Source organism: Micromonospora sp. NPDC047187 (assembly GCF_040643355.1).
In the GTDB taxonomy this organism is placed as follows: Bacteria; Actinomycetota; Actinomycetes; order Mycobacteriales; family Micromonosporaceae; genus Micromonospora; species Micromonospora salmantinae.
Genome location: NZ_JBEYUF010000010.1, coordinates 203,918 through 229,191, shown reverse-complemented (window position 1 = coordinate 229,191; position 25,274 = coordinate 203,918). Strand labels below are relative to the sequence as shown.

General features: G+C 73.8%; 19 protein-coding genes and 1 rRNA gene. 17 read left to right on the top strand and 3 right to left on the bottom strand.

What is annotated here, in order from left to right; genetic code table 11:
* Window positions 1-9 precede the first annotated feature (9 nt).
* A 5S ribosomal RNA gene (gene rrf, locus ABZ794_RS18725) occupies window positions 10-126 on the top strand.
* A 90-nt stretch (window positions 127-216) separates the two neighbouring features.
* Here rrf and ABZ794_RS18720 read toward each other — a convergent pair.
* A complete protein-coding gene (locus ABZ794_RS18720; protein ID WP_357516621.1) occupies window positions 217-2,154 on the bottom strand; it encodes a hypothetical protein in 1,938 nt (645 codons plus the stop codon).
* On the opposite strand from ABZ794_RS18720, the gene ABZ794_RS18715 reads away from it, so the two are divergent.
* Together ABZ794_RS18715 and ABZ794_RS18710 are read left to right on the top strand one after the other, a co-directional pair.
* Entirely contained in the window at window positions 2,143-3,168 is a 1,026-nt protein-coding gene (locus tag ABZ794_RS18715; protein ID WP_357516619.1) for a hypothetical protein, read from the top strand. The genes ABZ794_RS18720 and ABZ794_RS18715 overlap by 12 nt on opposite strands.
* Window positions 3,165-4,196, top strand: coding sequence for an HAD-IIA family hydrolase (locus tag ABZ794_RS18710; RefSeq protein WP_357516617.1), 1,032 nt, complete (start codon window positions 3,165-3,167; stop codon window positions 4,194-4,196). Before ABZ794_RS18715 ends, ABZ794_RS18710 begins: the two co-directional genes overlap by 4 nt.
* An 11-nt stretch (window positions 4,197-4,207) precedes the next feature.
* Here ABZ794_RS18710 and ABZ794_RS18705 read toward each other — a convergent pair whose 3' ends face one another.
* On the bottom strand, window positions 4,208-4,546 hold the full coding sequence (locus ABZ794_RS18705; RefSeq protein ID WP_210786955.1) for an SCP2 sterol-binding domain-containing protein: 339 nt from the start codon (window positions 4,544-4,546) through the stop codon (window positions 4,208-4,210).
* A 111-nt stretch (window positions 4,547-4,657) separates the two neighbouring features.
* On the opposite strand from ABZ794_RS18705, the gene ABZ794_RS18700 reads away from it, so the two are divergent.
* The 5 genes from ABZ794_RS18700 to ABZ794_RS18680 all read left to right on the top strand — a co-directional run bounded on the left by ABZ794_RS18700 (window position 4,658) and on the right by ABZ794_RS18680 (window position 11,255).
* Window positions 4,658-5,248: a hypothetical protein gene (locus ABZ794_RS18700; protein ID WP_357516615.1), complete on the top strand. Its 591-nt coding sequence runs from the start codon at window positions 4,658-4,660 to the stop codon at window positions 5,246-5,248.
* Entirely contained in the window at window positions 5,245-5,487 is a 243-nt protein-coding gene (locus ABZ794_RS18695) for a hypothetical protein (protein WP_357516613.1), read from the top strand. Before ABZ794_RS18700 ends, ABZ794_RS18695 begins: the two co-directional genes overlap by 4 nt.
* A 38-nt stretch (window positions 5,488-5,525) precedes the next feature.
* Window positions 5,526-6,386 carry a TlyA family RNA methyltransferase gene (locus ABZ794_RS18690; RefSeq protein WP_210786950.1) on the top strand — a complete coding sequence of 287 codons (861 nt, stop codon included), beginning with the start codon at window positions 5,526-5,528 and terminating at the stop codon, window positions 6,384-6,386.
* Window positions 6,387-6,495: 109 nt separating this feature from the next.
* A complete protein-coding gene (locus ABZ794_RS18685; RefSeq protein WP_210786948.1) occupies window positions 6,496-7,380 on the top strand; it encodes an NAD kinase in 885 nt (294 codons plus the stop codon).
* A 158-nt stretch (window positions 7,381-7,538) separates the two neighbouring features.
* Window positions 7,539-11,255 (top strand): S8 family serine peptidase, encoded by a 3,717-nt coding sequence (locus ABZ794_RS18680; RefSeq protein WP_357516610.1) that lies wholly within the window; start codon window positions 7,539-7,541, stop codon window positions 11,253-11,255.
* A gap of 79 nt (window positions 11,256-11,334) precedes the next feature.
* On the opposite strand, the gene ABZ794_RS18675 is transcribed toward ABZ794_RS18680, so the two are convergent.
* Window positions 11,335-12,354 carry a helix-turn-helix domain-containing protein gene (locus ABZ794_RS18675; protein ID WP_357516609.1) on the bottom strand — a complete coding sequence of 340 codons (1,020 nt, stop codon included), beginning with the start codon at window positions 12,352-12,354 and terminating at the stop codon, window positions 11,335-11,337.
* A gap of 89 nt (window positions 12,355-12,443) precedes the next feature.
* Between ABZ794_RS18675 and recN the strand changes: the two genes are divergently transcribed.
* The 9 genes from recN (at window position 12,444) to ABZ794_RS18630 (ending at window position 25,186) form a co-directional block, all read left to right on the top strand.
* Entirely contained in the window at window positions 12,444-14,201 is a 1,758-nt protein-coding gene (recN, locus tag ABZ794_RS18670; protein ID WP_357516631.1) for a DNA repair protein RecN, read from the top strand.
* 119 nt (window positions 14,202-14,320) lie between these two features.
* Complete coding sequence (steA, locus tag ABZ794_RS18665) at window positions 14,321-15,499, top strand: putative cytokinetic ring protein SteA (RefSeq protein ID WP_091407271.1); 1,179 nt, start codon at window positions 14,321-14,323, stop codon at window positions 15,497-15,499.
* 27 nt (window positions 15,500-15,526) lie between these two features.
* Entirely contained in the window at window positions 15,527-16,471 is a 945-nt protein-coding gene (locus ABZ794_RS18660; RefSeq protein ID WP_357516607.1) for a copper transporter, read from the top strand.
* Window positions 16,472-16,538: 67 nt separating this feature from the next.
* Window positions 16,539-17,405 (top strand): hypothetical protein, encoded by an 867-nt coding sequence (locus ABZ794_RS18655; RefSeq protein ID WP_357516605.1) that lies wholly within the window; start codon window positions 16,539-16,541, stop codon window positions 17,403-17,405.
* A gap of 1 nt (window position 17,406) precedes the next feature.
* The gene (locus ABZ794_RS18650) at window positions 17,407-19,092 is read left to right on the top strand and encodes a lipid II flippase MurJ (protein ID WP_357516603.1); all 1,686 of its coding nucleotides are present in this window, start codon (window positions 17,407-17,409) and stop codon (window positions 19,090-19,092) included.
* Window positions 19,089-20,258 (top strand): glycosyltransferase family 4 protein, encoded by a 1,170-nt coding sequence (locus tag ABZ794_RS18645; protein ID WP_210784824.1) that lies wholly within the window; start codon window positions 19,089-19,091, stop codon window positions 20,256-20,258. The genes ABZ794_RS18650 and ABZ794_RS18645 overlap by 4 nt, the downstream gene beginning before the upstream one ends.
* Window positions 20,258-22,672: a hypothetical protein gene (locus ABZ794_RS18640; RefSeq protein ID WP_357516600.1), complete on the top strand. Its 2,415-nt coding sequence runs from the start codon at window positions 20,258-20,260 to the stop codon at window positions 22,670-22,672. The genes ABZ794_RS18645 and ABZ794_RS18640 overlap by 1 nt, the downstream gene beginning before the upstream one ends.
* A 163-nt stretch (window positions 22,673-22,835) precedes the next feature.
* Entirely contained in the window at window positions 22,836-24,584 is a 1,749-nt protein-coding gene (locus ABZ794_RS18635; RefSeq protein WP_357516598.1) for a CTP synthase, read from the top strand.
* A complete protein-coding gene (locus ABZ794_RS18630; protein WP_357516596.1) occupies window positions 24,581-25,186 on the top strand; it encodes an NUDIX hydrolase in 606 nt (201 codons plus the stop codon). Before ABZ794_RS18635 ends, ABZ794_RS18630 begins: the two co-directional genes overlap by 4 nt.
* Window positions 25,187-25,274: the final 88 nt, after the last annotated feature.

Below are 25,274 nucleotides of genomic sequence, written 5' to 3'. Positions count from 1 at the left end.
TCATAGAGTTACGGCGGTCATGGCGGAGGGGAAACGCCCGGTTACATTCCGAACCCGGAAGCTAAGCCCTCCAGCGCCGATGGTACTGCACTCGTAAGGGTGTGGGAGAGTAGGACGCCGCCGGACAATCTTCCAGTCGAGGGCCGCCCCATCCGGGTCGGCCCTCGACTGCGTAGCGCCATTGGTGGCGCAATCAGGAAGGATGTACCTGTGAGTTCAGGACCGCAGGGCGGAGACCGTCCCCGTCGTTACGAAGACCGTACTGACGGTGCGGGCGGAAGCGACCGCGGCCCGCGCCGCGATGACAAGGGCCGGCCCCCGTACCGGGGAGACCGCGACAGCGGCGGCGGCGCCCGAGGCGGATACGCCGGCGGCCGCGACTCTGGCTCCCGTGGCGGTGACCGGGACAGCTCGCGCTCCAGCGCCCCCCGTGAGGGCGGCTACCGCGGCGGCGACCGCCGCGAGGGTGGTTTCCGAGGCGGCGACCGCGACGGCTCGCGTTCCAGCGCCCCGCGCGAAGGTGGCTACCGTGGCGGCGACCGTGATGGGTCGCGCTCGGGTGCCCCGCGTGAGGGTGGTTTCCGGTCCGGCGCTCCCCGTGAGGGTGGTTTTCGGGGCGGAGACCGTGACGGTTCGCGTTCCAGCGCTCCGCGCGAAGGTGGCTACCGTGGCGGCGACCGCGACGGTGGTTTCCGTGGCGGCGACCGTCGCGAGGGCGGTTTCCGGGGCGGCGACCGTGACGGTTCGCGCTCGGGCGCTCCTCGTGAGGGTGGCTTCCGCGGTGGTGACCGCGATGGCTCGCGTTCCAGCGCTCCGCGTGAGGGTGGTTTCCGTGGTGGTGACCGTCGTGAGGGCGGTTACCAGGGTGGTGACCGCACTCGCTCCGGCCCGCCGCGTGAGGGTGGTTTCCGCGGCGGCGACCGGGACGGTGGTTTCCGTGGCGGCGACCGTCGTGAGGGTGGTTTCCGTGGCGGCGACCGTGACAGCTCGCGTTCCAGCGGTCCCCGTGAGGGCGGTTTCCGTGGCGGCGACCGCGACGGTGGGTTCCGTGGCGGAGACCGTGACAGCTCGCGTTCCAGCGCTCCCCGTGAGGGTGGTTTCCGGGGCGGCGACCGTGACGGCTCGCGTTCCAGCGCTCCGCGTGAGGGTGGTTTCCGCGGTGGCGACCGTGACGGTGGTTTCCGTGGCGGCGACCGCCGTGAGGGTGGTTTCCGGGGCGGCGACCGCGATGGTTCGCGCTCTGGCGCTCCCCGTGAGGGTGGTTTCCGTGGCGGCGACCGTGACGGCTCGCGTTCCGGCGCTCCCCGTGAGGGTGGTTTCCGCGGTGGCGACCGTGACGGTGGTTTCCGTGGCGGCGACCGTCGCGAGGGCGGTTTCCGGGGCGGCGACCGGGACGGTTCGCGCTCGGGCGCTCCTCGTGAGGGTGGCTTCCGCGGTGGTGACCGCGATGGTGGTTTCCGTGGTGGTGACCGTCGTGAGGGCGGTTACCAGGGTGGTGACCGCACTCGTTCCGGCCCGCCGCGCGAAGGTGGCTTCCGCGGTGGTGACCGCGACGGTGGATCCCGTGGCGGCGACCGTCGCGACGGCGGTTTCCGGGGCGGCGACCGTGACAGCTCGCGTTCCAGCGCCCCCCGTGAGGGTGGTTTCCGGGGCGGCGACCGGGACGGTTCGCGCTCGGGGGCTCCTCGTGAGGGTGGTTTCGGCGGTGGTGACCGCGATGGTGGTTTCCGTGGTGGTGACCGTCGTGAGGGCGGTTACCAGGGTGGTGACCGCACTCGGTCCGGCCCGCCGCGCGAAGGTGGTGACCGTGACGGTGGATCCCGTGGCGGCGACCGTCGCGACGGTGGCTTCCGGGGCGGCGACCGCGACGGTTCGCGTTCCAGCGCCCCCCGTGAGGGTGGCTTCCGTGGCGGTGACCGCGAGGGCGGCTACCGGGGCGGAGAGCGTAGCGGGGGTTTCCGGTCGGACGAGCGGCCGCGTCGCGAGGGGGAGTTCCGTCGCGATGACCGCGCGGGTGGCTCCGAGTCGTCCGAGGGTGGGCGTAGCTCGGCCCCGGCGCTGCCGGACGACATCGTCGCGACCGACCTCGACAAGGACGTTCGCGCTGAGCTGCTCTCGCTGAACAAGCCGGTCGCCGAGACGGTGGCCCGGCACCTGGTCGCCACTGGGCAGCTGATCGACGAGGACCCGGCCGAGGCGTTGGCGCACGCGCTGGCCGCCCGGCGGCTCGCGTCGCGCATCTCCGCTGTCCGTGAGGCGGTCGGCCTGGCCGCGTACCGCGCGGGGGAGTGGCAGTCGGCGATCGCCGAGCTGCGCACGTACCACCGGATGAGCGGATTGCAGAGCCACCTGGCCGTGCTCGCGGACTGCGAGCGGGCTCTCGGCCGGCCGGAGCGGGCCATCGACCTGTTCCGTGGCGCGGACCGGGAGAAGCTCGACCAGGCCGTGGCGATCGAACTGCTGATCGTCGCCGCCGGCGCGCGGGGTGACCTCGGGCAGAAGGACGCCGCGGTCGCGATGCTCCAGGTTCCGGACCTCACCAACGAGGCCACCGTGCCGTGGACGGCCCGGCTGCGGTACGCGTACGCCGACGCGCTGCTCGCGGTGGGTCGGCGCGAGGAGGCCCGCGAATGGTTCTCCCGCGCTGCCGACGTGGACACCGAGGACGAGACCGACGCTGCCGAGCGGCTGCTCGAACTCGACGGCGTGGTCATCGAGGGTGACGACGAGGACGAGGCCGCCGAGGAGATCGCCGCAGGCCCGGGCGCTCCCGGCGCGGTACCGGCCCGACCCGACGCCGACCTGGCCAGCGACGCGAACGACGACGACGACGACGTCGACGACGAAGACGACGACGACGACGACGACGAAGACGACGACGACGAAGACGACGATGACGATGACGATGACGACGACGACGACGACGACGACGACGACGACGACGAAGACGACGACGACGACGAAGACGACGACGAGGAGGCCGACGCTGTCGGCCGTCCCGCTGACGACGGAGGCTTCGACGACGAGGACGAGGACCGTCACCCCACCGAGAGCGGCAACACCGACGCGGCCGCCACTGGCGACAACGGCGTGACGAACGGCGACGCGGCGACCGCCGACGGGACCGTGCCGGCCCGGGACGACGAGTCGGGGTCGACGCAGCGGTGAGCGCGGGCGTGGGGGAGCGGCTGGTCGACGGGTACACCCTGGTCGTCTTCGACCTGGACGGCGTGATCTACCTGATCGACCGGCCGATCCCCGGCGCCGTCGATGCGGTGGCCCGGCTGCACGCCGAGGGACGGGCGGTGGCGTACGCCACCAACAACGCGTCCCGCCGGTCCAGCGAGGTCGCCGACCTGCTGACCGGGATGGGCGTGCCGGCCCGACCGGAGGAGGTCCTCACCTCCGCGGCCGCCTCGGCCGAGCTGTTGCGCGACCGGCTGCCCGCCGGCGCGTCGGTGCTGGTGGTCGGCGCGGAGGCGCTGCGCGCGGAGCTGCGCGCGGTCGGCCTGAACCCGGTCACCCAGGCCGATGAGAAGCCGGCGGCGGTGGTGCAGGGGTACGGCCCGCAGGTCGGCTGGGCCGAGCTGGCCGAAGCGTCGGTAGCGGTGCGGGCGGGTGCGATCTGGATCGCGACCAACACCGATCGGACCCTGCCCAGTGGGCGGGGACCGCTGCCCGGCAACGGTTCGCTGGTAGCCGTGCTGCGTACGGCACTGGAGCGAGACCCCGACGTGGTGGTCGGCAAGCCGGAGCCGGCGCTGTTCGAGACCGCCGCCAAGCGCAGTGGCGGTGGGCGGAGCCTGGTGGTGGGTGACCGGTTGGACACCGACATCGAGGGCGCCCGCCGGGCCGGGCTGGACAGCCTGCTCGTGCTCACCGGCGTCAGCGGCGTACCGGAGCTGCTGGCCGCCGAGCCGCGGCGACGTCCCACGTACGTCGCGAGAGACCTGGCGGGGCTCTTCGACCCGGCTGCCGCCGTGCGGGTCCCGGGCCCGGCGGACGCCGGCGGCTGGTCAGTGACCGACCGGGACGGCACGTTGGAGCTGGCCGGGGCCGGCCGGCCGCTGGACGCCCTCGCGGCGCTCTGCGCGGTGGCCTGGTCGGCGTCGGTGCCGGCACTGCCGAAGATCCGTCCGGTGGGCCCGGACGCGGCCCACGCGGTGGAGAGTTTCGGTCTGACCGCGGCGGCGTGAGCGGCCGGTGGTCAGAGCAGCTTGCGCAGCTTGAGCAGGTCGAACGGGTTGGCCTTGATTGACACCCGGCGGGAGGTCACCGCGCTGGTGACGTCCAGGTCGCCACGGACCAGGGCGAGCAGGTCGTCGCTGGACGTGCTCAGTGCGATCTTGGCCTTGGGGTTGTCGCCGTCGGCCAGCTCGACCAGTCGGCCGTCGGTGATCCGGCCGTGGAATGCGGTGTCCAGGTCGGTGATTCGGCAGGCCAGCGTCCGGTCCAGGTCGATCCGTTCGCGCACCGTCTCGGCGTTGCGATCCAACCGGGCGGCCAGCTCCTGCAACGCCTGCCGGCACTCGTCCACGCTGGCCACATCTCCCCCTCGCTGATCGCCACGCCGTCCTCGGCACCGTACCGCACGGGTCGGTCGGGGGTGCCCGGTAGCGTGACACCTGCACACCCCGCCCCGTGGAAGGACTCAGGCATGCAGGACGCGTGGCGCGCCTACCTCGAGCTGGCCATGGGCCTTGCGGAGGCGCCCCGGAAGAAGGCCCAGGACGTGGCACGTCGCCTCGTCGGCTCCGGCGGCGCGACCGCCGCCCAACTCCAGGCCCTCGGCGAGGAACTGGTCACCACCGGCGCCGCCAACCGGGAGGCGCTGACCAAGCTGGTCCGCTTCGAGGTCGACCGGGCCCTCGGCGCGGTCGGTCTGGCCACCGCCGACGAGGTGGCCGAGCTGACCCGGCGGGTGCACGACCTGGAACGGCAGCTGCGGGAGGCGCGGTCCACCGAGCCGGCCGACGTGCCGACCGCCGGCCCCGCGCCACAACCCGACCCGACCGTCGCCGCGCGGCCCGGCACCGGTCTCGTGCCGTCGGAGGGCTCGGCCGGTGCCCCGGTCTCCGCGCCGGTGGCGAAGAAGGCCGTCGCGAAGAAAGCGGTCGCCAAGAAGGCCATCGCCAAGAAGCCGCCGGCGACGATCAGCCGGACGGCCGACGAGGACGTCCCGACGCCGGCCGTGATGCCCGCCAAGAAGGCGGCGATTCGTCGGCAGCGGCCGGACGACGCCGAATGACCCGGCCCGGCCCGCCGCCCGGCGGCTCGTTCCCGGCCCGCCCCAGTCCGCCGATGGGTGCCCGCCCCGGGCCGCCGCCGGATCTCGGGGACGACGACGAGCCACGGCATCCGGCGGTGGACGCCGCCGTGCGGGCCATCCACAACGCGGCGACGCTCGCTCCCGCCGACCAGATCGCCCAGTACGAGGCGGCCTACGAGACGCTGCGGGAAACCCTCGCCACCATCGACCAGACCTGAGCGGGACGACCAGGCCTGAGCAGACCGGAGAACCACCCATGGCACGTCGTAACCGGCTGGACGCCGAACTCGTCCGCCGCGGTCTGGCCCGCTCCCGTGAGCAGGCCGCCGCGTTGGTGGAGGCCGGCCGGGTCCAACTGCGGGGCGTGGTAGCCCGCAAGGCGGCCGCGATGGTCGACCCTGCCGACCCGCTCCTGGTGACCGGTGCGGACCCCGCCGAGGAGTACGTCTCCCGAGGCGGGCACAAGCTCGCCGGTGCGCTGGCCGCGTTCGCCCCCGGTGGGCTGCACGTGGCCGGGCGGCGTTGCCTGGACGCGGGAGCGTCGACCGGTGGGTTCACCGACGTGCTGCTGCGCGCCGACGCGGCCGAGGTGGTGGCCGTGGACGTCGGCTACGGGCAGCTCGCCTGGCCGCTGCGTACCAACGAGCGGGTCCGCGTCCTGGAGCGCACGAACGTCCGTACCCTCGATGCTGACGCGATCGGTGGCCAGGTCGACCTCACGGTGGCCGACCTGTCGTTCATCTCGCTGCGACTGGTGCTGCCGGCGCTGGCCGGCTGTACCCGCGACGACGGTGACCTGGCATTGATGGTCAAGCCGCAGTTCGAGGTCGGCAAGGACCGGGTCGGCGCCGGCGGTGTGGTCCGCGATCCGGAGCTGCGCGCCGAAGCGGTGCTGGACGTGGCCGCGGCGGCCGCGCGGCTCGGCCTCGGACTGGCCGACGTGGCGGCCAGCCCGCTGCCCGGGCCGAGCGGCAACGTGGAGTTCTTCGTATGGTTGCGCCGGGGCGCACCAGCGGCCGACCCGGAGCGGGTGCGGGCCGTGGTGGCGGCCGGGCCGGACGGCTCGACGACGGCCGGCGTGGTGCCGGACGTGGCGGCGGAGGAGGTCGCAGGGTGAACGCGCGCAGTGAGGGCGCCGCAACGGGCCGCGCGGTGACACGCGGTCGTGCCGAGGTGTCGGCGCCGGTGGCGCGACGCCGTCCGGTCCGGCGTGGGCGGGCGGCCCGATGAGCCGGACCGCGCTGCTGGTGACCCACACCGGTCGTCGGCGCAGCACGGAGCACGCCAGGTCGGTTGCCGCCGACCTGATCGACGCCGGTTTCGAGGTACGGGTGGTCGCCGACGAGGCCGACGACCTCGACCTGCCCGGCGTGGTGCCGGTCGCCGGCCCGCAGGCCGCCGAGGGCGCCGAGATCGTCTTCGCGCTCGGTGGGGACGGCACCTTTCTGCGCGCCGCCGAGCTGGCCCGGCCCGCGAAGGTGCCGCTGCTCGGCATCAACCTCGGCAAGGTGGGCTTCCTGGCGGAGGCGGAGATCGACGACCTGGACACCGCGGTGCGGGACGTGGTCGGCCGCAACTACACGGTCGACGAGCGGCTGACCCTGGACGTCACGGCCGAGTTCGACGGTGGGCCGACCATCGAGTCCTGGGCGCTCAACGAGATCAGCATCGAGAAGGGCGAGCGGGCCCAGATGCTCGAGCTGCTCGTCGACGTGGACGGCCGGCCGCTGTCGCGTTACGGCTGTGACGGTGTCGTCTGCGCCACCCCCACCGGGTCCACCGCGTACGCGTTCTCCGGTGGGGGCCCGGTGGTCTGGCCGGAGGTGGAGGCGCTGCTGCTGGTGCCGATCAGCGCGCACGCGTTGTTCAGCCGCCCGTTGGTCACCGCCCCGACGTCCACCTTCGTGATCACCGTCGACCCGTTCACCACCCTCGCCGTGCTCTCCTGCGACGGCCGGCGCGTCTACGACCTGCCACCCGGCGCGAGGGTGACGGTGCGTCGGGGCGCCCTGCCGGTACGCATCGTGCGGCTGCGCCCCCGTCCGTTCACCGACCGGCTGGTGGCCAAATTCGCCCTTCCCGTGCACGGTTGGCGTGGCAGCCGCCGGTGACCGTGGCGCACACGGTCGGTGGATGTCAGTTGTCCACCTGACGACATGTCGCCGCTGCGGCGGCGGGCGACTAGTGACCTGGTGACACGCTCCGACGCAGACTCCGATCGGCCCTCATCTACGGATGGCGGGCCTGGAGGAGTAGAGGAGCCCATCGCATGCACTGGTCCCCACGCTGGCTCGCCGTCGGCGCTGTCGGCGCGTTGGTGGTCGGCGTCGCCGCACCGGCGTCCGCCGACCCGCCCGCCCGGCCCACCGGCCCGTCGGGCACGCCCGCCCAGCACGCACCTGTCCGCATCACCCTGATCACCGGCGACCAGGTCGAGCTCGCGCCCGCGGCGCCGGGCCGGGTCGCCGCCACTGTCCGCCCGGGACCCGGGCGCGAGCGCGTCATCTTCCAGACCCTGGAGGTCGACGGCCGGCTGCGGGTGCTGCCCAGCGACGCCCTGCCGTACGTGTCGAGTGGCGTCCTCGACGCCAACCTGTTCGACGTGCAGGAGTTGGCCGCCGACGGTTACGGCGACGCCGCGCAGGGCGCGTTGCCACTGATCGTGCGCTACCAGGAGCAGGCGGCCGGGCGGGTCAAGCCGCTCGTCGGTGCCACCGACGCCCGGCCGTTGGAGAGCATCAACGGCGCGGCACTTCGGGTCGGCAAGGGGGCCCTCGGCAACCTGTGGACCACGCTCGCCGGTACGTCGGCCAGCCGGACCACGACCGCCGCCGCGCCCCGGCTGGGTGCTGGCATCGCCCGTGTCTGGCTGGACGGGAAGGTCCGCCCGGCGCTGGAGCACTCGGTGCCGCAGATCGGCGCCCCGACGGCCTGGGCGGCCGGGCGCGACGGTGCCGGCGTGAAGGTGGCGGTGCTCGACACCGGTGTCGACGCCACCCACCCCGACCTGGCCGCTCGGATCGTCGAGGCGCAGGACTTCTCCGGCAGCGGCAGCGCCCGCGACGGGCACGGCCACGGCACCCACGTGGCCGCCACCATCGCCGGCAGCGGGGCGGCGTCCGACGGGTTGCGCAAGGGCGTCGCCCCGGGGGCGCGGTTGCTGGTCGGCAAGGTGCTCGACGACGGTGGCTCCGGCTACAGCTCGTCCATCATCGCGGGCATGGAGTGGGCCGCCCACTCCGGCGCGAAGGTGGTCAGCATGAGCCTCGGCGGCGACCCGACCGACGGCACCGACCCGATGAGCCAGGCGGTGAACGGCCTGACCGCTGAGACCGGCGCGCTGTTCGTGGTCGCCGCGGGCAACTCGGGCGCCGCGCGTACCGTCGGCGCGCCCGGAGCGGCCGCGGCGGCGCTCACCGTCGGCGCGGTGGACCGTGCCGACAACCTGGCGGAGTTCTCCAGCCGGGGCCCGCGCCTCGGCGACAACGGCCTCAAGCCCGAGATCACCGCGCCGGGCGTCGGCATCGTCGCCGCCCGGGCCGCCGGCACCGCCATGGGTACGCCGGTGGGCGACGCGTACACGACCGCGTCCGGCACCTCGATGGCCACCCCGCACGTGGCCGGTGCGGCGGCGATTCTCGCCCAGGAACACCCCGACTGGCCGGCCGCGAAACTCAAGGACGCGCTGGTCAGCACCACGAAGGCGAACCCGTCGTTGACCGTCTTCGAGCAGGGTGGCGGTCGGGTCGACGTGGCGCGGGCGCTCGGCCAGCAGGTGTACGCCTCGGCCACCGCGGACTTCGGCCGGATCTCCACCGGCGGTGCGGCGGTCGAGCGGACCGTGTCGTACACCAACGGCACGAAGACCGCGCAGACCCTGCGACTGGCCCTGGAACTGCGCAACGTGGACACCGGCGTGGCCGAGCCCGACGGGGTCGCCGTGACCTCCGGCGAGGTGACAGTGCCGGCGGGCGGCAGTGTGGCTGTGCCGCTGCGCGCCGACCCGGCGAAGCTGGGCCGGGGCCCGCATGGTGGCTGGCTGGTGGCGACCGGCACGGACGGCGTCGCGGTACGCACCCCGGTCGGGCTCACCGTCAGCGGTCCCGTGCACCACCTCACCATCAAGCTGCTGGACCGGCAGGGCCAGCCGGGCCTCTCGCCGGGGTTGACCGTATTCGGTGAGCAGCCCGAGTCGGACTTCTGGGGCATGTGGGGTGGCGAGGGCACCCTGGAGGTCGAGGAGGGCACGTACGTGCTGACCGCGCTGATGACGCACGGTGTCCCCCTGGACGAGCAGATGACCCAGATCATCGAGCCGGAGGTGACCGTCGACCGGGACCTGACAGTGGTGCTCGACGCGCGCAAGGGCACGCCGGTGCGGATCGAGACGCCGAAGCCCAGCGAGCAGCGAGCCACGCTCAGCTACTACGTGCACCGGGTGCTGGGCAATGGCCGGCAGATCGACCACGGCGTGATGGCCTACAGCACCGTTCAGCAGGTCAACGTCACGCCGACCCGCCAGGTGCGCCAGGGCGAGTTCGAGTTCGCCTCGCGGTGGCAGCTCGTCGCGCCCATGGTGGACGCGACGATCAGCGGGGTGTCCGGTCCGTCGGACATCAACCTGCTGGGCACGTCGCCGGCGCCGACCGGTCGGCGGAAGCTGCCGCTGGTCTGGGCCGGCACCGGCACCCCCGCCGAGCTGACCCGGGTGCGGGGCACCGCCGTGCTGCTCGGCGCCGACCCGAACCGCTCGGAAGAGGAGCAGGTGGCCGCCGCAGCGGCGGCCGGCGCCGCCGCGGTGCTGATCGTCCGGCCGCAGGACCAGAGCGCGTGGACGGTCTGGCGGCCCACCGGGGAGCGGCTGCCGATCCCGTCGATGGTGGTCGCGTACGACGACGGGCAGCGGCTGATCGCGGCGGCGCGCAAGGGTCGGGCGACGCTGGACCTGACGCTGACCGTGGACAGCCCCTACCTGTACGACGTGTGGCAGGTGTCGAAGGGTCGGGTGCCGGAGCGTGTCGTGCACACGGTGACCGCGAAGAACACCGCCGAGGTGACCGCGAGCTACGGCGACATGGGTGCGGGCTGGGCCACCGAGGAGCGGTTCGGCTGGCGTCCGTGGCAGGAGTACGCCTGGAACGACGACCAGCGCATCGTCCGCAACGGCACCACCCGGCAGGAGTTCGTCAGCTCCGGCGACAACTGGTGGCAGCAACGGGTGCTGCACAAGCAGATGTTCATGCAGTGGGGGCAGCTCGCCGGCGGTCTGACCCAGCAGCCCCGGCGCTACGCCGCCGACGACCGGGTGACCGAGACCTGGCACGCGCCGGTGCTCCGCCCGGCCGTCCCGGCCCGAGGGGCGCCGGTGCCCACCCGCACCGGTGACAACCTGGAGTTGCGGGTGCCCGAGTTCGTCGACGCCGAGGGGCACTACAGCGTGGCGGGCGAGAGCGAGGAGTCGGACACCGTCACGGCGCGGGTCAGCCGCAACGGGCAGCAGATCGCGGACCTCTCCGACGGCTGGGCGTCGGTGCCCACGACCGCCGGGGCCGCCCGCTACCGCCTGGACGTGACCACCCAGCGGTCCTCGGCCGAGTGGCGTTACGGCACGCGGACCGACACGGCCTGGGAGTTCACCTCGGCCCGACCGGCGGGCGACGCCGCCAAGGCGTTGTCGCTGCTCCAGGTGGACTACCGGGTGCCGGCCGACCTGCACGCCACGGTACGCGGCAACCGGCCGCACCAGCTCGGGCTGACCCTGCGGCAGCCGGCCGGGGTGCCGGCGCCGACCGGTGCCAGCGTTCGGGTGCAGGTCTCCTTCGACGGGGGCGTCACCTGGCGCAACGCGCGGACAACGGGGTCGGGCACCCGGTACACCGCGACAGTGCCGGCGGGGCGTGGAACGGTGTCGCTGCGGGTGCACGCCGCCGACCGGGCCGGGAACACCGTCGAGCAGACGGTGCTCCAGGCGTACGGGCTGCGCTGATCGGGTGGGGCGGGGCGGCCTGGCCGTCCCGCCCTGCCGGTCGAGGGTCCGCCGTCGGTCGACGGCGGACCCGCACGCGTCAGAGCCAGCCGCGTCGGGCCACCTGGAACGCCAACCCGGGCCGGGTGTCCACCCCGGCGGCGGCCATCAGGTCGGCGATGCGCCGCTGCACGGTCCGCCGGCTCACCCCGAGCTGGGAGGCGATGGACTTGTCCGGTACGCCCGCCACGAACAGCGACAGCAGTCGGGCCTCGTCGGCGTCGGGCTGGTAACCGTCGCCCGGCTGGTCCGTGGGCTCCGGCCGTCGAGCCTCGGGGGCCGCGACGGCGAGGGGGTCGTCGAGGCGCAGCCGGGTGGCGACCCGCCAGTGGCTCTCGAAGAGGGCGAGCAGCGCATCGAGCAGTTGACTGCGGCCGATCACGGCGGCGCTCGGTTCGCCGCCGTCGCGGTCGGGCACCAGCGGGCAGATGGCCGTGCGGGCGTCCACGATGGCCAGTCGGACCGGCAGCCGGTCCAGGACGCGGGCCTGCTCCCCGGCGGCGACCCCCTTGGCCAGGTCGGCCAACGCGCCCGGCTCCAGCAGCAGGTCACGCTCGTAGATGGCCCGGTAGCTCACCCCACGGGCCAGTGCGTCGAACTCCTCGACATTCTCCGGGCCGGCCATGGCGAGGGGATTGGCCCGGCAGAACCAGAGCACCTCGGTACGCGCCGAGTTCTGCAGGTCGCGCAGGCGGTCCCGCAGGATCCGGGCGCCGGTGATCACCTCGACCAGGTGGTCGACGTGGTGTCGGCGTAGCCCGGAGCGGTATTCCTCGGCCAGTTGGGTGACCAGTCGGCGGGCCGACTCCAGGTCCTCCTGACGCCGCAGCAGCGTCCCGCCGAGGGCGACGTCCGGGGCGGTCGGGCGCAGCGGGGCGTCCGGGTCGTTGTCGCTGCGCTGCACGAGGCCCTTGCCGCGCAGTGCCTCGACCTGGGCGGCGACCTGCTCACGGGGTCGGTGCAGGCGACCGGCCAACTCGTCGATGCGGGCCGTGGTGAGCTGGAGCAGGCAGCGGTAGAGCTCCTCCTCAGCCGGGGTCAGGCCGATCACGTCCAACACGGGGCAGAACTGTACGTCGGCCGGGTACGGGCCGTACCCGGGCCCGTCGGCTGGTCAATTGTCGTGCCTCGCGTCTACTGTCGGTGGCTGTGCTGGAAGAGCTGCGCATCACCGGACTGGGCGTCATCGAAGACACCACGCTGCCGTTGACCGGCGGCATGAACGTCATCACCGGCGAGACCGGTGCCGGCAAGACGATGGTGGTCACCGGCCTCGGCCTGCTCTTCGGTGGCCGGGCCGACGCCGGGCGGGTCCGCGCCCAACCCGGCCGTGCGGTGGTGGAGGGGCGGCTGCGGCTGCATGGGCGGGTCGCCGACGCCGTGCACGCGCGGATCGTCGAGGCCGGTGGCGAACCCGACGAGGACGGCTCGGTGTTGCTGAGCCGCACGGTGACGGTGGAGGGGCGCTCGCGCGCCCACGTCGGCGGTCGGAGCATGCCGGTGTCGATGCTCGGTGAGATCGGCGAGCAGGCGGTCGCGGTGCACGGCCAGTCCGATCAGCTGCGGTTGCTGCGCCCGGCCGAGCAGCGGGCCGCACTGGACCGGTTCGCCGGCCCCGCGCACGAGAAGCTGCTCGACGCGCTGCGCGAGGCGTACACGGGGTGGCGTCGGGTCGTCGACGACCTGGCCGACCGTCGGCGCAACGCCCGCGAGCGCAACCAGGAGGCCGACCTGCTGCGGCTGGGCCTCGACGAGATCACCCGGGTCGATCCGCAGCCCGGTGAGGACGACGAGCTGAAGACCGAGGCGCAGCGGCTGGAGCATGCCGAGGGCCTGCGGACGGCCGCGCAGATCGCCCAGCAGTGCGTGGCCGGTGGCGCGGAGGCCGTCGAGGAGACCCCGGCCGCGGCGGCGCTGCTCGGCACCGCCCGGCGGACCCTGGAGGCGCAGTCCGGCACCGATCCGGCGCTCGGTGAGCTGGCGGCCCGCCTGGAGGAGGCGGCCACGCTGGTCACCGACGTGTCCGCGGAGCTGTCGGCGTACCTGGCGACGCTGGACGCGGACCCGGCCCGGTTGCAGCACGTCTACGAGCGGCGGGCGGCGCTGCGCGCGTTGACCCGCAAGTACGCCGACGACGTCGACGGGGTGATCGCCTGGGCCGATCGGGCGCGCACCCGACTGTCCGACCTGGACATGTCCGACGACGTGCTCGACGAGTTGGAGCGGGAGGGCCAGCGGCTCGCCGTGGAGGTGGCCGACCTGGCCGGGCGGGTGTCCACCTCCCGGCAGGAGGCGGCGGTCCGCTTCGCCGACCAGGTCACCGTCGAGTTGGCCGGGCTGGCGATGCCGCACGCGCGGATCGAGGTGGCGGTGCTGCCCCGTCCGGCCGGGCGTGCCGAGCCGACGCTTGCGGTCAACGGTGTCGAGGTGGGTGTCACGTCCGACGGCGGTGACGAGGTGGAGCTGCGGTTGCTGGCCCACCCGGGCGCGCCGTCGCTGCCGTTGCAGCGCGGCGCCTCCGGCGGTGAGCTGTCCCGGGTGATGCTCGCCATCGAGGTCGTGTTCGCCGGCTCCGGTGGCCCGCCCACGTTGGTCTTCGACGAGGTCGACGCGGGGGTCGGCGGGCAGGCGGCGGTGGAGATCGGCCGCCGGCTGGCCCGACTGGCCCGCAGCCACCAGGTGTTGGTGGTCACGCACCTGCCGCAGGTGGCCGCGTTCGCCGACCGGCACCTGGTGGTGGCGAAGGACACCGGCGGCGCGGTGACGACCAGCGGGGTGCGGGTGGTGGAGGACACCGAGCGGGCCCGGGAGTTGGCGCGCATGCTGGCGGGTTTGCCCGATTCAGATCTGGGTATCGCCCACGCCGAGGAGCTTTTGGCAGTGGCCGCCAAGGAAAGGCGGTTGTGACGCCGCGTATTGTGAGCGCAAGCACACCGGCTTGTGCCGGTGTGTGCTTCCCTGGGTAGGCGGCCCTGCTCAGGCATGTCGCGACAGAAAAGCCTGCCTCACATGCCAGGATGGTCACGATGCGTCTACCCACGTTGCGCCGGAACCGGAACTCCGAACCGGGCAGAGTCCTCGGCACCGCGCGCCTTGATCGCCGGACGAAACGCCTGGTCGGTCGGCTGCGCCCCGGTGACATCGCGGTCATCGACCACGTCGACCTGGACCGGGTGGCGGCCGACTCGCTCGTCGCCGTCGGGGTCGCGGCGGTGCTCAACGCCAAGCCCTCGGTCTCCGGCCGTTACCCGAACCTCGGCCCGGAGGTGTTGATCGCCGCCGGCATTCCGCTCCTCGACGACCTGGGGGAGGGCGTCTTCGAGCGCATCCGCGAGGGCGACCAGGTGCGCATCGAGGGCAACACGGTCTTCGCCGGTGACGAGCCGGTGGCCCACGGCAGCCTTCAGGACGCCGAGTCGGTCGGTAAGGCGATGGCGGACGCCCGGGAGGGTCTGTCGGTGCAGTTGGAGGCGTTCGCCGCCAACACGATGGACTATCTGCGTCAGGAACGCGACCTGCTGCTCGACGGTGTCGGGGTGCCGGACATCGAGACCCAGATGCAGGGTCGGCACTGCCTGATCGTGGTGCGCGGCTACGACTACAAGGCCGACCTGGACGTGTTGCGCCCGTACATCCGGGAGTTCAAGCCGGTGCTCATCGGCGTCGACGGCGGCGCGGACGCCCTGGTAGAGGCCGGCTACACCCCCGACATGATCATCGGGGACATGGATTCGGTCACCGACGACGTGTTGCGCTGCGGCGCCGAGGTGATCGTGCACGCGTACCCGGACGGGCGCGCGCCCGGCCTGCCCCGGGTCAACGGCCTCGGTGTGCCGGCGATCACCTTCCCGGCCGCGGCGACCAGCGAGGATCTGGCCATGCTGCTCGCCGACGAGAAGGGCGCCTCGCTGCTGGTCGCGGTCGGCACCCACGCCACCCTCGTCGAGTTCCTCGACAAGGGCCGCGGCGGGATGGCCTCGACGTTCCTGACCCGGCTGAAGGTCGGCGGCAAGCTGGTCGACGCCAAGGGGGTCAGCCGGCTCTACCGGCAGAGCATCTCCGGCTCGTCGCTGCTGCTGCTGGTGCTGTCGGCGATCGCGGCGATGGCGTCCGCGGTGGCCGTGTCGACAGTCGGGAAGGCGTACCTGGGCGTGGTCGCCGAGTGGTGGGACAATTTCGTGTTCCAGCTGTACCGGCTTTTCTAGTTCCCGACCGATCAAGAGGCTGCAAGCGTGATCAACTTCCGCTACCACGTGGTGTCCCTCACCGCGGTCTTCCTGGCTCTGGCGATCGGCCTGGTGGTCGGCACAGCCGCCCTCAACGGCCCGGTTGCCGACTCTCTCAAGGAGCAGGTCACCGGGCTACGCAAGGACAACCAGCAGTGGCGTCAGACGGTCAGCAACATGGAGAAGCAACTCGCGCTGGAAGAGGAGTTCGCCGAGGAGACCTCCCAGATTCTCCTGCCCGGCACCCTCACCGCGCGTCGGGTCGCGGTTCTCAGCCTGCCCAACGGGCGTGACCACACCGAGAGCGTGCTGAAGAAGCTCCAGCAGGCCGGGGCCACCATCACCGGCCAGATCGACCTGCAGGACAAGTTCATCAACCCGGACAACAACTCCAACCTGCTGGAGTTGGCCGTCACCGCCGCCCGCCCGACCGCGCAGACCACCGGCCTGCCGGGCAACGGGCACGGCGTGGAGACCTCCAGCGCCCTGCTGGCCAGCGTCCTGCTGGACCGGCCCCAGGGCGTCGCGCCGGTCAGTGACGCCGACCGGCGGGCGGTGCTCGCCGCCTACAACAACGCCGGCTACCTGACCACCGACAGCAACAAGGTCACCGCCTCGGCGGAGGCGGTCGTCGTGGTCAGCGGCCAGCCGTACGTCGACAAGGACTCCGACAAGCGGGACGAGTCGGTCGTCAAGATCGCCGAGCAGTTCGACCGCACCGGGGCGATCGTGGTGGCCGGCAACGGTTCCGTCGGCGGCAACCTGGTCGGTGTGGTGCGCGGCGACCCGGTGCTCGCCCAGACCATCTCCACGGTCGACAACGCCAACACCGTGCAGGGCCAGGTGGTCACCACCCTCGCCCTGGTGCAGCAACTCACCGAGAAGAAGGCCGGCCAGTACGGCGTCGGCGACAACGCCGCCTCCGGCCTGTTGCCTAGACTGCCCCAGTGAGCGAACGACGTACCCCCGTGTCCGGATCCGACCAGGTGGCGCGTGACCGAGCGAGCGAGGTGGCGGCGTGAGCGCGCTGGGCCGGCTGCTGATCGCCGGCGCGGGCGCCGCGGCGGCCCGCTACGCGCTGCGTGAGGCGCGTACCTCGCCGGCCGGGCCCGCGTTGGACCGCACCAACTTCCGTGGCCGCACTGTGAGCCTCGCCGCCGGGCCGGCGCTCGCCGCCGGCGCGGCCGCCGCAGGCGCGTTCGGTGCCACCGGCGGCGCCGCCGGTGGGGCCGCCCTGGTCGCCGGTCTCGGCGCGGGCGGCGTCGGCCTGTACGACGACGTGGTCGGCGCGCGGCCGGAGCAGAAGGCCGCCAAGGGCTTCGCCGGGCACCTCGCCGCGCTGCGCGAGGGGCGGGTCACCGCCGGTCTGGTCAAGGTCGTCGGGGTGGGCGCCGCCGGGCTGGGCGCCGCCGCGCTGCTCGCCGCCGACCCCCGGGTCGCCGCGCACCCGCGCCGGCAGCGGCATCGTGCGTTCGGCCGGGGTGTGGACGTGCTGCTCGGTGCCGGCGTGATCGCCGGCACGGCAAACCTGCTCAACCTGCTCGACCTGCGGCCGGGCCGCGCCCTCAAGTCCGGGCTGCTGCTCGCGGCGCCGCTGACCGGCGGCCCGCAGGGCGGGATCGCCGCGGGCGCGGCCGGCGCCGCCGCCGGCCTGCTCCGCGACGACCTGGCCGAGGACGTGATGCTCGGCGACAGTGGCGCGAACGCGCTCGGGGCGGTGCTCGGTGTCGCGCTCGCCGCCCGTACCGGCCCGCTCGGCCGGGCCGGTCTGCTCGCCGTCCTGGCCGGGCTCACCGCCGCCAGCGAGAAGGTCAGCTTCACCGCGGTGATCCAGCGGACCCCGGGGCTCCGCGAACTCGACGCACTGGGCCGACGCGCCGACTGACGTGACCAGACCGGCACCCCTCGCCGGCGCCGGCCGGCTGGCCGGGGCAGCCGCGCTCATCGCCGTCCTCACCGTGGCCAGCCGACTCGCCGGCTTCGGCCGCACCGCCGTGTTCACCTGGGTGGTCGAACAGAGCGACCTCGGCGGCATGTACGTCATCGCCAACACGGTGCCGAACATCGTCTTCGAGATCGTCGCGGGCGGGGCGTTGGCCAGCCTGGTCGTGCCACTGCTGGCCGGGGCGGTCGCGGCGGAGGACCGGCGGACGGTGGCGGCCACCACCGGTGCCCTGCTCACCTGGACGGTGAGCCTGCTGGTTCCCCTCGCCGTGCTCGTCGCCCTGTTCGCCGACCCGATCATCTCGCTGATCAGCGAGGGACGATCGGCGGCGGAACTCGCCGCCGGCGCCCGGATGCTGCGCGTGTTCGCCCCGCAGTTGCCGCTCTACGGGATCGGCATCGTGCTCACCGGCGTCCTGCAGGCACACCGACGCTTCGCCTGGCCCGTCATCGCGCCGCTGCTGTCCAGCCTGACCGTGGTCGTCGTCTACGTGGCCTTCGGGGCCGCCCAGGGGCGGGGTGTGTCCGTGGCCCAGGTCGGCCGCAGCGGCGAACTGCTCCTCTCCGGCGGCACCACCCTGGGCGTGGTCGTGCTGTCGCTCTCGCTGCTGATCCCGCTGCGGCGGCTGCGGCTACGGCCCCGGTTCGGGTACGCCTTCACCGCCGACGCGCGGGCGCGGATCGGCGGGCTCGCCACGGCCGGCGCGGTGACGGTGGCGGCGCAGCAGGTCGCGCTCCTGGTGGTCCTCAACCGGGTCTCCGGAGGACCCACCGGTTCCCCCCAGGTGTTCAACCTGGCCCAGGCGATCTACCTGCTGCCGTGGGCGGTCCTCGCCGTGCCGCTGGCGGTGGCGTCCTATCCCACGCTGGCCACCGCCAGCGCCGCCGGCGACGAGGACGGTTATCGACGGACCCTCTCCGGCGCCGTGCGGGGCGTGCTGCTCTTCAGCTGCCTGGGCGTCGCGGCGTTGATCGGCACCGCGCAGCCGATCGCTGCCCTCTTCTACCCGGACAATCCGGCGTCGACCGCGGCGGCCATCAGCGGGTTCGCGCCGGGTCTGCTCGGCTACGGCTTGTTCGCGGTGCTGTCCCGGGCGCTGTACGCGCGCGGCGACACCCGGTCGGCGACGGTAGCGATCACCCTCGGCTGGCTGGTCGTTCCGGCCGTGGCGCTGCCGTTGACGGTGCTGCTGCCCAACGCCGACCGGGTGCTCGCTGTGACGTCCGCGAACTCGGTGGGGATGCTGGTGCTCGGCGCCCTGCTGCTCATGGCGGTGCTGCGCAGCGCCGGCCGTCCCGCCCTCGCGGGAGCGGCACGGGCCGCAGCGGCAGGTGGCCTCGCCGGTGTGCTCGCCGGGCTCGCCGGGCTGGGCCTCAGCCGTTGGCTCGACCAGTCGGACGGCGGCACCCCGACGACGGCGGCGGCGTTCGGTCAGGGCATGCTGTCCGGGGTTCTGGTTGGGGTTGTGTTCCTCGCCGTGGTCTGGTTCGTCGACCGGCGGGACGTACAGCCACTGCTCGCCGGGGTGCTGCGGCGTCTGGGCCGGCGGGGGCCGTCCGGCGGTGCGCCGACACCGGGCGCGGGCTCCGCGCAGCGGGGCGACGGGAAGGAGACGGCGACGCGATGACTGAGCCAGCTCTGCCTGCCGGCTGGTCGGGCACCGTCGCGTTGGTGCTCGCGTCCAGCACCGGCGGGGTGGGCCAGCATGTCCGTTCGGTGGCCCGTGGCCTCGTCGCGGGCGGCGCCACCGTTCTGGTCTGCGGGCCCGCCGCCACTCAGGAGCAGTTCGATTTCACCGGTGTGGGTGCGCGGTTCGAGCCGGTGGAGATCCCGGCCAGCCCGACTCCGGCCGACGGGCGGGCGGTGCTCGCGCTGCGCCGGGCGCTCGCCGCCGCTCACGTCGACGTGGTGCACGCGCACGGCCTGCGGGCCGGGTTGGTCGCCGTGCTGGCCCGTCCGGCCGCCCCGCTGATCGTCACGTGGCACAACGCGGTGCTCGCCGGGGGACTGCGGGGCGGGGTGTCCCGGCTCGTCGAACGGGTGGTCGCCCGGGGCGTGCGGGTGGCGCTCGGCGCCTCCGCGGACCTGGTGCGACGGGCCGCCGAGGTGGGCGCCGCCGACGCCCGGCTCGCCCCGGTCGCCGCGCCGACACTGCCCGCGCCGCGTCGACGCCCGGCGGCGGTACGCGCCGAGTTCGGCGTCCGCCCGGACCAGCCGTTGATCGTCTCGGTCGGTCGGTTGCACCCGCAGAAGCGCTACGACGTGCTGATCGACGCGGCGGCCCGCTGGCGTACGCGTACCCCGCCGCCGGTCGTGGTGATCGCGGGCAGCGGGCCGGCGTATCTGCCGCTCGCCGCGCGGACCTCCGCCGCCCGCGCCCCGGTGACCCTGTTGGGGCACCGCACCGACGTGGCCGACCTGCTCGCCGGCGCCGACCTGGCCGTGGTGACCAGCGACTGGGAGGCGCGACAACTCTTCGCCCAGGAGGCGCTGCGCGCCGGCGTGCCACTGGTGGCCACCGCTGTCGGCGGGCTCCCGGACCTGGTCGGCGACGCCGCCACTCTGGTCCCCGCCGGTGACGTCGACGCTGTCGACGCGGCCGTACGCGCGTTGCTGGACGACCCGGCGGCGCGGGCGGAGTTGGGCCGGCGTGGCGCCGAACGGGCGGCGACGTGGCCGACCGAGGCGGACACCGTCGCCACGCTTGCCGCCCTCTACGCCGAGCTGGCCGGGAATCCCGGCGGTCCGGCGGCCGCCCCGGGCTCCGACGCCCCGAGAACGGGACACCGGTGATGCTGCGCCGACTCGCCCCCGCCCTGTTGACAGTGCTCGTGGTGGCGCTGGGCGTCACCGCGCTCGCCGCCCGCCCACCCCAGGGCACCCCGCAACGCACCGCCGATTTCGTGGTGCTCGCCGGGATCGCCGGGCTGCGCTGGGAGGACGTGGATCCGCAGAGCACTCCGACGCTGTGGCGGATGGCCCAGGACGGCTCGATCGGCTCACTGTCGGTGCGTTCCGCGCACCGGCCCACCTGCCCGGTGGACGGCTGGTTGACACTGGGCGCGGGTAGCTTCGCCGCGTGGAACGGCAGCCGGTCGGTCGACGGTTGCCCGTCGGCGGCGGTGACTGTGGAACAACCGGACGGCATCGGCGCGAACCTGCCCGACCAGGAGAGCGTGGTCCAGTACAACCAGCAGCGGCTGCCCTGGGGCGCCATGCCGGGCTCGTTGTCCGAGTCGGTGCGGTGCTCCGTCGCCGTGGGCCCGGGCGCGGCAGTGGCCGCCGCCCGACCGTTCGGCCGCGTCGACCGGTACGCCTCGGGGTTGCCGGCCGACCCGCGGCCGCTGCTCGGCGCGTGTGTGCTGAGCATCGTCGACCTCGGCACCGTCAAGGGGGCCGACCCGGCCACCCGCGCCGAGGAGGCCCGCGCGGCGGACGCCGAACTGGCCCGGGTGCTGGCGGCGCGACCCCCACGGTCGTTGGTGCTGGTCGCGGGGATCTCTGACACCACCCAGCCGGCCCGGCTGCACGTGGCGGTCGCCGACGGGCCGGGCTGGGAGCGGGGGTGGCTCACCTCGGCCAGCACCGGCCGGGACGGGTACCTGCAACTGGTCGACCTCGCGCCGACCGCCCTGGCCGCGTTGGGTCGGCCCATGCCGGAGCGGCTCTTCCTCGGCCGTCCGGCGATCAGCACCGGCGGCCGTCCCGCCGACCTGACCGAGGCCATCAACGCGCCGGCGAACGCCGACCGGGAGGCGGCCGCCCAGCGCTCCGTGTCCGGGGCGTTCTTCACGTTGCTCGCCGGGGTGCAGGTGCTGCTGGCGTTCGCGATCCTGCCGCTGCTGCGCCGGGCCCGTCCGCACGCCGGCCCGGCCGGTCCGACGCCCGTCTCCGGGCGGATCGTGGCGGTGATGGAGCTGCTGTTGGTCGCCGCGGCGTTGACAGTGCCGGCGGCGCTGCTGGCCGACGCGGTGCCCTGGTGGCGCGGTGAGCACCCCGGGTGGATCTTCGCCGGGGTGACGGCGCTGTTGGTGGCCGCCGGCACCGCGGCGGTGCGGTTCGCCCCCGGGTACGCGAACACCCTCGGGCCGCTCGGAGCGGTGGCCGGCCTCACCACGCTCGTGGTCGGGCTGGACGTGCTCACCGGGGCCCGCCTCCAGCTCAACAGCGTGGTCGGCTACTCCGCGTTGCAGGGCGGCCGGTACGCCGGGCTGAGCATCGTGGGGCTGGGAGTGTTCCTCGCCGGTGCGCTGGTCACCGGCGGCTGGTTCGCCCAACGGGTGCATCGGGGCTGGCGGCCGGCGGTGATGGTGGCGGTGGGTGGCCTCGCCGTGGTGGTGGTCGGCAGCCCGTACCTGGGCGCCGACCCGGTCGGCGCGATCGCGCTCACCGCCGGGGTGAGCGTCGCCGCCGTGATCAGCGCCGGCGGCTGGTTGACGATCAGCCGGCTGGCCTGGGCCACCATGGCCGCGCTTGCGGTCGGTATCGGGTTCGCAGTGGTGGACCTGCGGCGTCCTGCGGCGGAGCGGGGCAGCCTCGGCCGGTTCCTCTCCGCGCTCGGTGACGGCACCGGCGGGTTCGCCGTGCACCGGTCCAGCACGGAGAACTTCGAGACGTTGGTCAACAGCCCGCTGACGGTGCTGGCGCTGGCCGGCGGGTTGCTCGTGTGGTTCGCCCTGTTGCAGCCCTGGGGTGGGCTGATGCGGCTGTTCGGCATCTACCCGGCGGTCCGGGCCGCGCTCGCCGGCACTGTGGTCGCCGCGGTGCTCGGTGGTGTGCTCGACGGCGCGGCCCTGGACGTGATGGGCGCTGCCGCCGCCCTGGTGGTGCCGATGGCCGCCCTGGCGTCGCTACGGGTGCTCGGGCACGCCGCGGACCGGACCCGCCCGGCAGCGGGCCGCTCCCGCGCCAACGGCGCCGACGACGACTCGGGGTCCGGCGGGGTCGGCCCGGTCGGTGGGGGTGACGGTCCGACCGGCGGCGGTGGGCCACTGGGTGCCGTGCACCCCCGCCCGATCACCGGCCCGCCCCCGAGCGCCCCGGCGAAGGTCGCCCGACCGGCGTCGGACACTGCGGGCGAGCGAGGCGGGGACGCCGACGAACCGGCCGAGCCGACAGCGAGCGGCTCGACGCCGGACGCCGAGCCGACGGTGCCCGTAGCGCCCCGGCAGGTCTCCCGGTCATCGACGGAGGTTGCCGCGTCCTGAGCGGCGGGCCTCGCCCGGATGGCCCGGAGGTGTCGCAGCCGGGGTGCGGCCTGCGGGTACCCGCCCGGGAGGTGTTACCGTCGAATCCCGTGGATCGCGTGATCACTTTGCTGATCAAGCACGGCGGTCTGCATGACCGCGACAGACGACACGGGAGCAGGCCTTGGCCCCATCAGCACGGACGACCAGGCACATTTTCGTCACCGGGGGCGTTGCCTCCTCGCTGGGTAAGGGCCTCACCGCCTCCAGCCTCGGCAACCTGCTGACCGCGCGCGGGTTGCGCGTGGTGATGCAGAAGCTCGACCCCTACCTGAACGTCGACCCGGGGACGATGAACCCGTTCCAGCACGGTGAGGTCTTCGTCACCGAGGACGGCGCCGAGACCGACCTCGACGTCGGGCACTACGAGCGGTTCCTCGACCGGGCGCTGTCCGGCAAGGCGAACGTCACCACCGGTCAGATCTACTCGGACGTGATCGCCAAGGAGCGGCGCGGCGAATACCTGGGCGACACCGTCCAGGTCATCCCGCACATCACCAACGAGATCAAGTCGCGGATCCTGGCGATGGCCGATCCGGACGAGGACGGCCAGGTCCCCGACGTGGTGATCACCGAGGTCGGTGGCACTGTCGGCGACATCGAGTCGCTGCCGTTTTTGGAGGCGATCCGTCAGGTCCGCCACGACCTGGGCCGCGACAACTGCTTCTACCTGCACGTCTCGTTGGTGCCGTACCTGGCGCCCTCGGGTGAGCTGAAGACCAAGCCGACGCAGCACTCGGTGGCGCAGCTGCGCAACATCGGTATCCAGCCGGACGCGATAGTGCTCCGCTGTGACCGGGAGATCCCGGTGAAGCTCAAGGAGAAGCTGTCGCTCTACTGCGACGTGGACGCCGAGGCGGTTGTCGCCGCCCCGGACGCCCCGAGCATCTACGACATCCCGAAGGTGCTGCACCGGGAGGGGCTCGACGCGTACGTGGTGCGCCGGCTGGGCCTCTCCTTCCGGGACGTGGACTGGGCCAGCTGGGACGACCTGCTGGAGCGGGTGCACCGTCCCCGGCACACCGTCACCGTCGCTGTGGTCGGCAAGTACGTCGACCTGCCCGACGCGTACCTGTCGGTGAGTGAGGCGATCCGGGCGGCGGGCTTCGGCCACCGGGCCCGGGTGCAGCTGCGCTGGGTGCCCAGCGACGAGTGCGTCACCCCGGCCGGCGCCGCCGCGGCGTTGGCCGGCGTGGACGGCATCCTCATCCCCGGCGGCTTCGGCGTCCGCGGCATCGAGGGCAAGATCGGCACCGCCCGGTACGCCCGCGAGGCCGGCATCCCGCTGCTCGGCCTCTGCCTCGGCCTGCAGTGCATGACCATCGAGGTGGCCCGGCACCTGGCCGACCTGGACGGCGCCAACTCGTTGGAGTTCGACGAGCAGGCGGCCCACCCGGTCATCGCCACGATGGCCGACCAGGAGGACATCGTCGCCGGTCGGGGCGACCTGGGCGGCACCATGCGGCTGGGCGCGTACCCGGCGACGTTGACCGAGGGCTCGATCGTCGCCGAGGCGTACGGCAGCACCGAGATCAGCGAGCGGCACCGGCACCGGTACGAGGTGAACAACGCCTACCGGGACGCGCTGACCAAGGCGGGCCTGCACATCTCCGGCACCTCGCCGGACGGCCGGCTGGTCGAGTTCATCGAACTGGACCGGAGCCTGCACCCGTTCTTCGTGGCCACCCAGGCGCACCCCGAGTTGAAGAGCCGCCCGACCCGCCCGCACCCGCTGTTCGCCTCGTTCGTCAAGGCCGCTGTGGCGTACTCGCAGGCCGACCAACTGCCGGTCGACCTGGACGCGGCGGAGGCCCCGACGACGCGTAAGGCCGCCCGCAACGGCGCCGCGACGAAGGCGTCGTCCACCTCGTGAGCAACCTGGAGCACCGTTACGAGGTGCGTTCCCGGGAGGAGCGGTACCGGGGGCGGATCTTCGACGTGGTCACCGAGGAGGTGACCATGCCGGGTGGTGGGACCGGGCTGCGGGACCTCGTCCGGCACGTCGGGGCGGTGGCGGTGGTGGCGCTCGACGACGCCGGCCAGGTGGTGCTGATCCGGCAGTACCGGCACCCGGTCGGGCGGCACCTGTGGGAGCTGCCGGCCGGTCTGATGGACGTCTCCGGCGAGGAGTTGCCGGTGGCCGCGCTGCGGGAGCTGGCCGAGGAGGCCGACCTCACCGCCGGGCAGGTCGACGTGCTTGTCGACCTGCACAGCTCGCCGGGGTTCACCAACGAGATCGTCCGGGTGTTCCTGGCCCGCGACCTCGCCGACGTGCCGGCCGACGAGCGGCACGAGCGCCACGACGAGGAGGCCGACCTCCAGGTCGTCCGGATCGACCTGGACGAGGCGGTCGCCATGGTCCTGGCCGGTGAGATCACCAACGCGTCCGCGGTGGCCGGGCTGCTGGCCGCGGCCCACGCCCGGGACACCGGCTTCGCGCAGCTGCGTCGGTCGGACGCACCGCTGCCGCGCTGAGCGTCGTCGCCGGTCCAGCCCGGTGGGGGAGTACGCACGAGAGGGGCCCCGCGGTCACCCGCGGGGCCCCGCTCGCGGGGTGGTCGAG

Coding starts and splice junctions, on each gene's coding strand:
- ABZ794_RS18700 (WP_357516615.1), top strand. CDS start 4,658: ATGCAGGACGCGTGGCGCGCCTACCTCGAGCTGGCCATGGGCCTTGCG.
- ABZ794_RS18695 (WP_357516613.1), top strand. CDS start 5,245: ATGACCCGGCCCGGCCCGCCGCCCGGCGGCTCGTTCCCGGCCCGCCCC.
- ABZ794_RS18690 (WP_210786950.1), top strand. CDS start 5,526: ATGGCACGTCGTAACCGGCTGGACGCCGAACTCGTCCGCCGCGGTCTG.
- ABZ794_RS18685 (WP_210786948.1), top strand. CDS start 6,496: ATGAGCCGGACCGCGCTGCTGGTGACCCACACCGGTCGTCGGCGCAGC.
- ABZ794_RS18680 (WP_357516610.1), top strand. CDS start 7,539: ATGCACTGGTCCCCACGCTGGCTCGCCGTCGGCGCTGTCGGCGCGTTG.
- steA (WP_091407271.1), top strand. CDS start 14,321: ATGCGTCTACCCACGTTGCGCCGGAACCGGAACTCCGAACCGGGCAGA.
- ABZ794_RS18645 (WP_210784824.1), top strand. CDS start 19,089: ATGACTGAGCCAGCTCTGCCTGCCGGCTGGTCGGGCACCGTCGCGTTG.
- ABZ794_RS18640 (WP_357516600.1), top strand. CDS start 20,258: ATGCTGCGCCGACTCGCCCCCGCCCTGTTGACAGTGCTCGTGGTGGCG.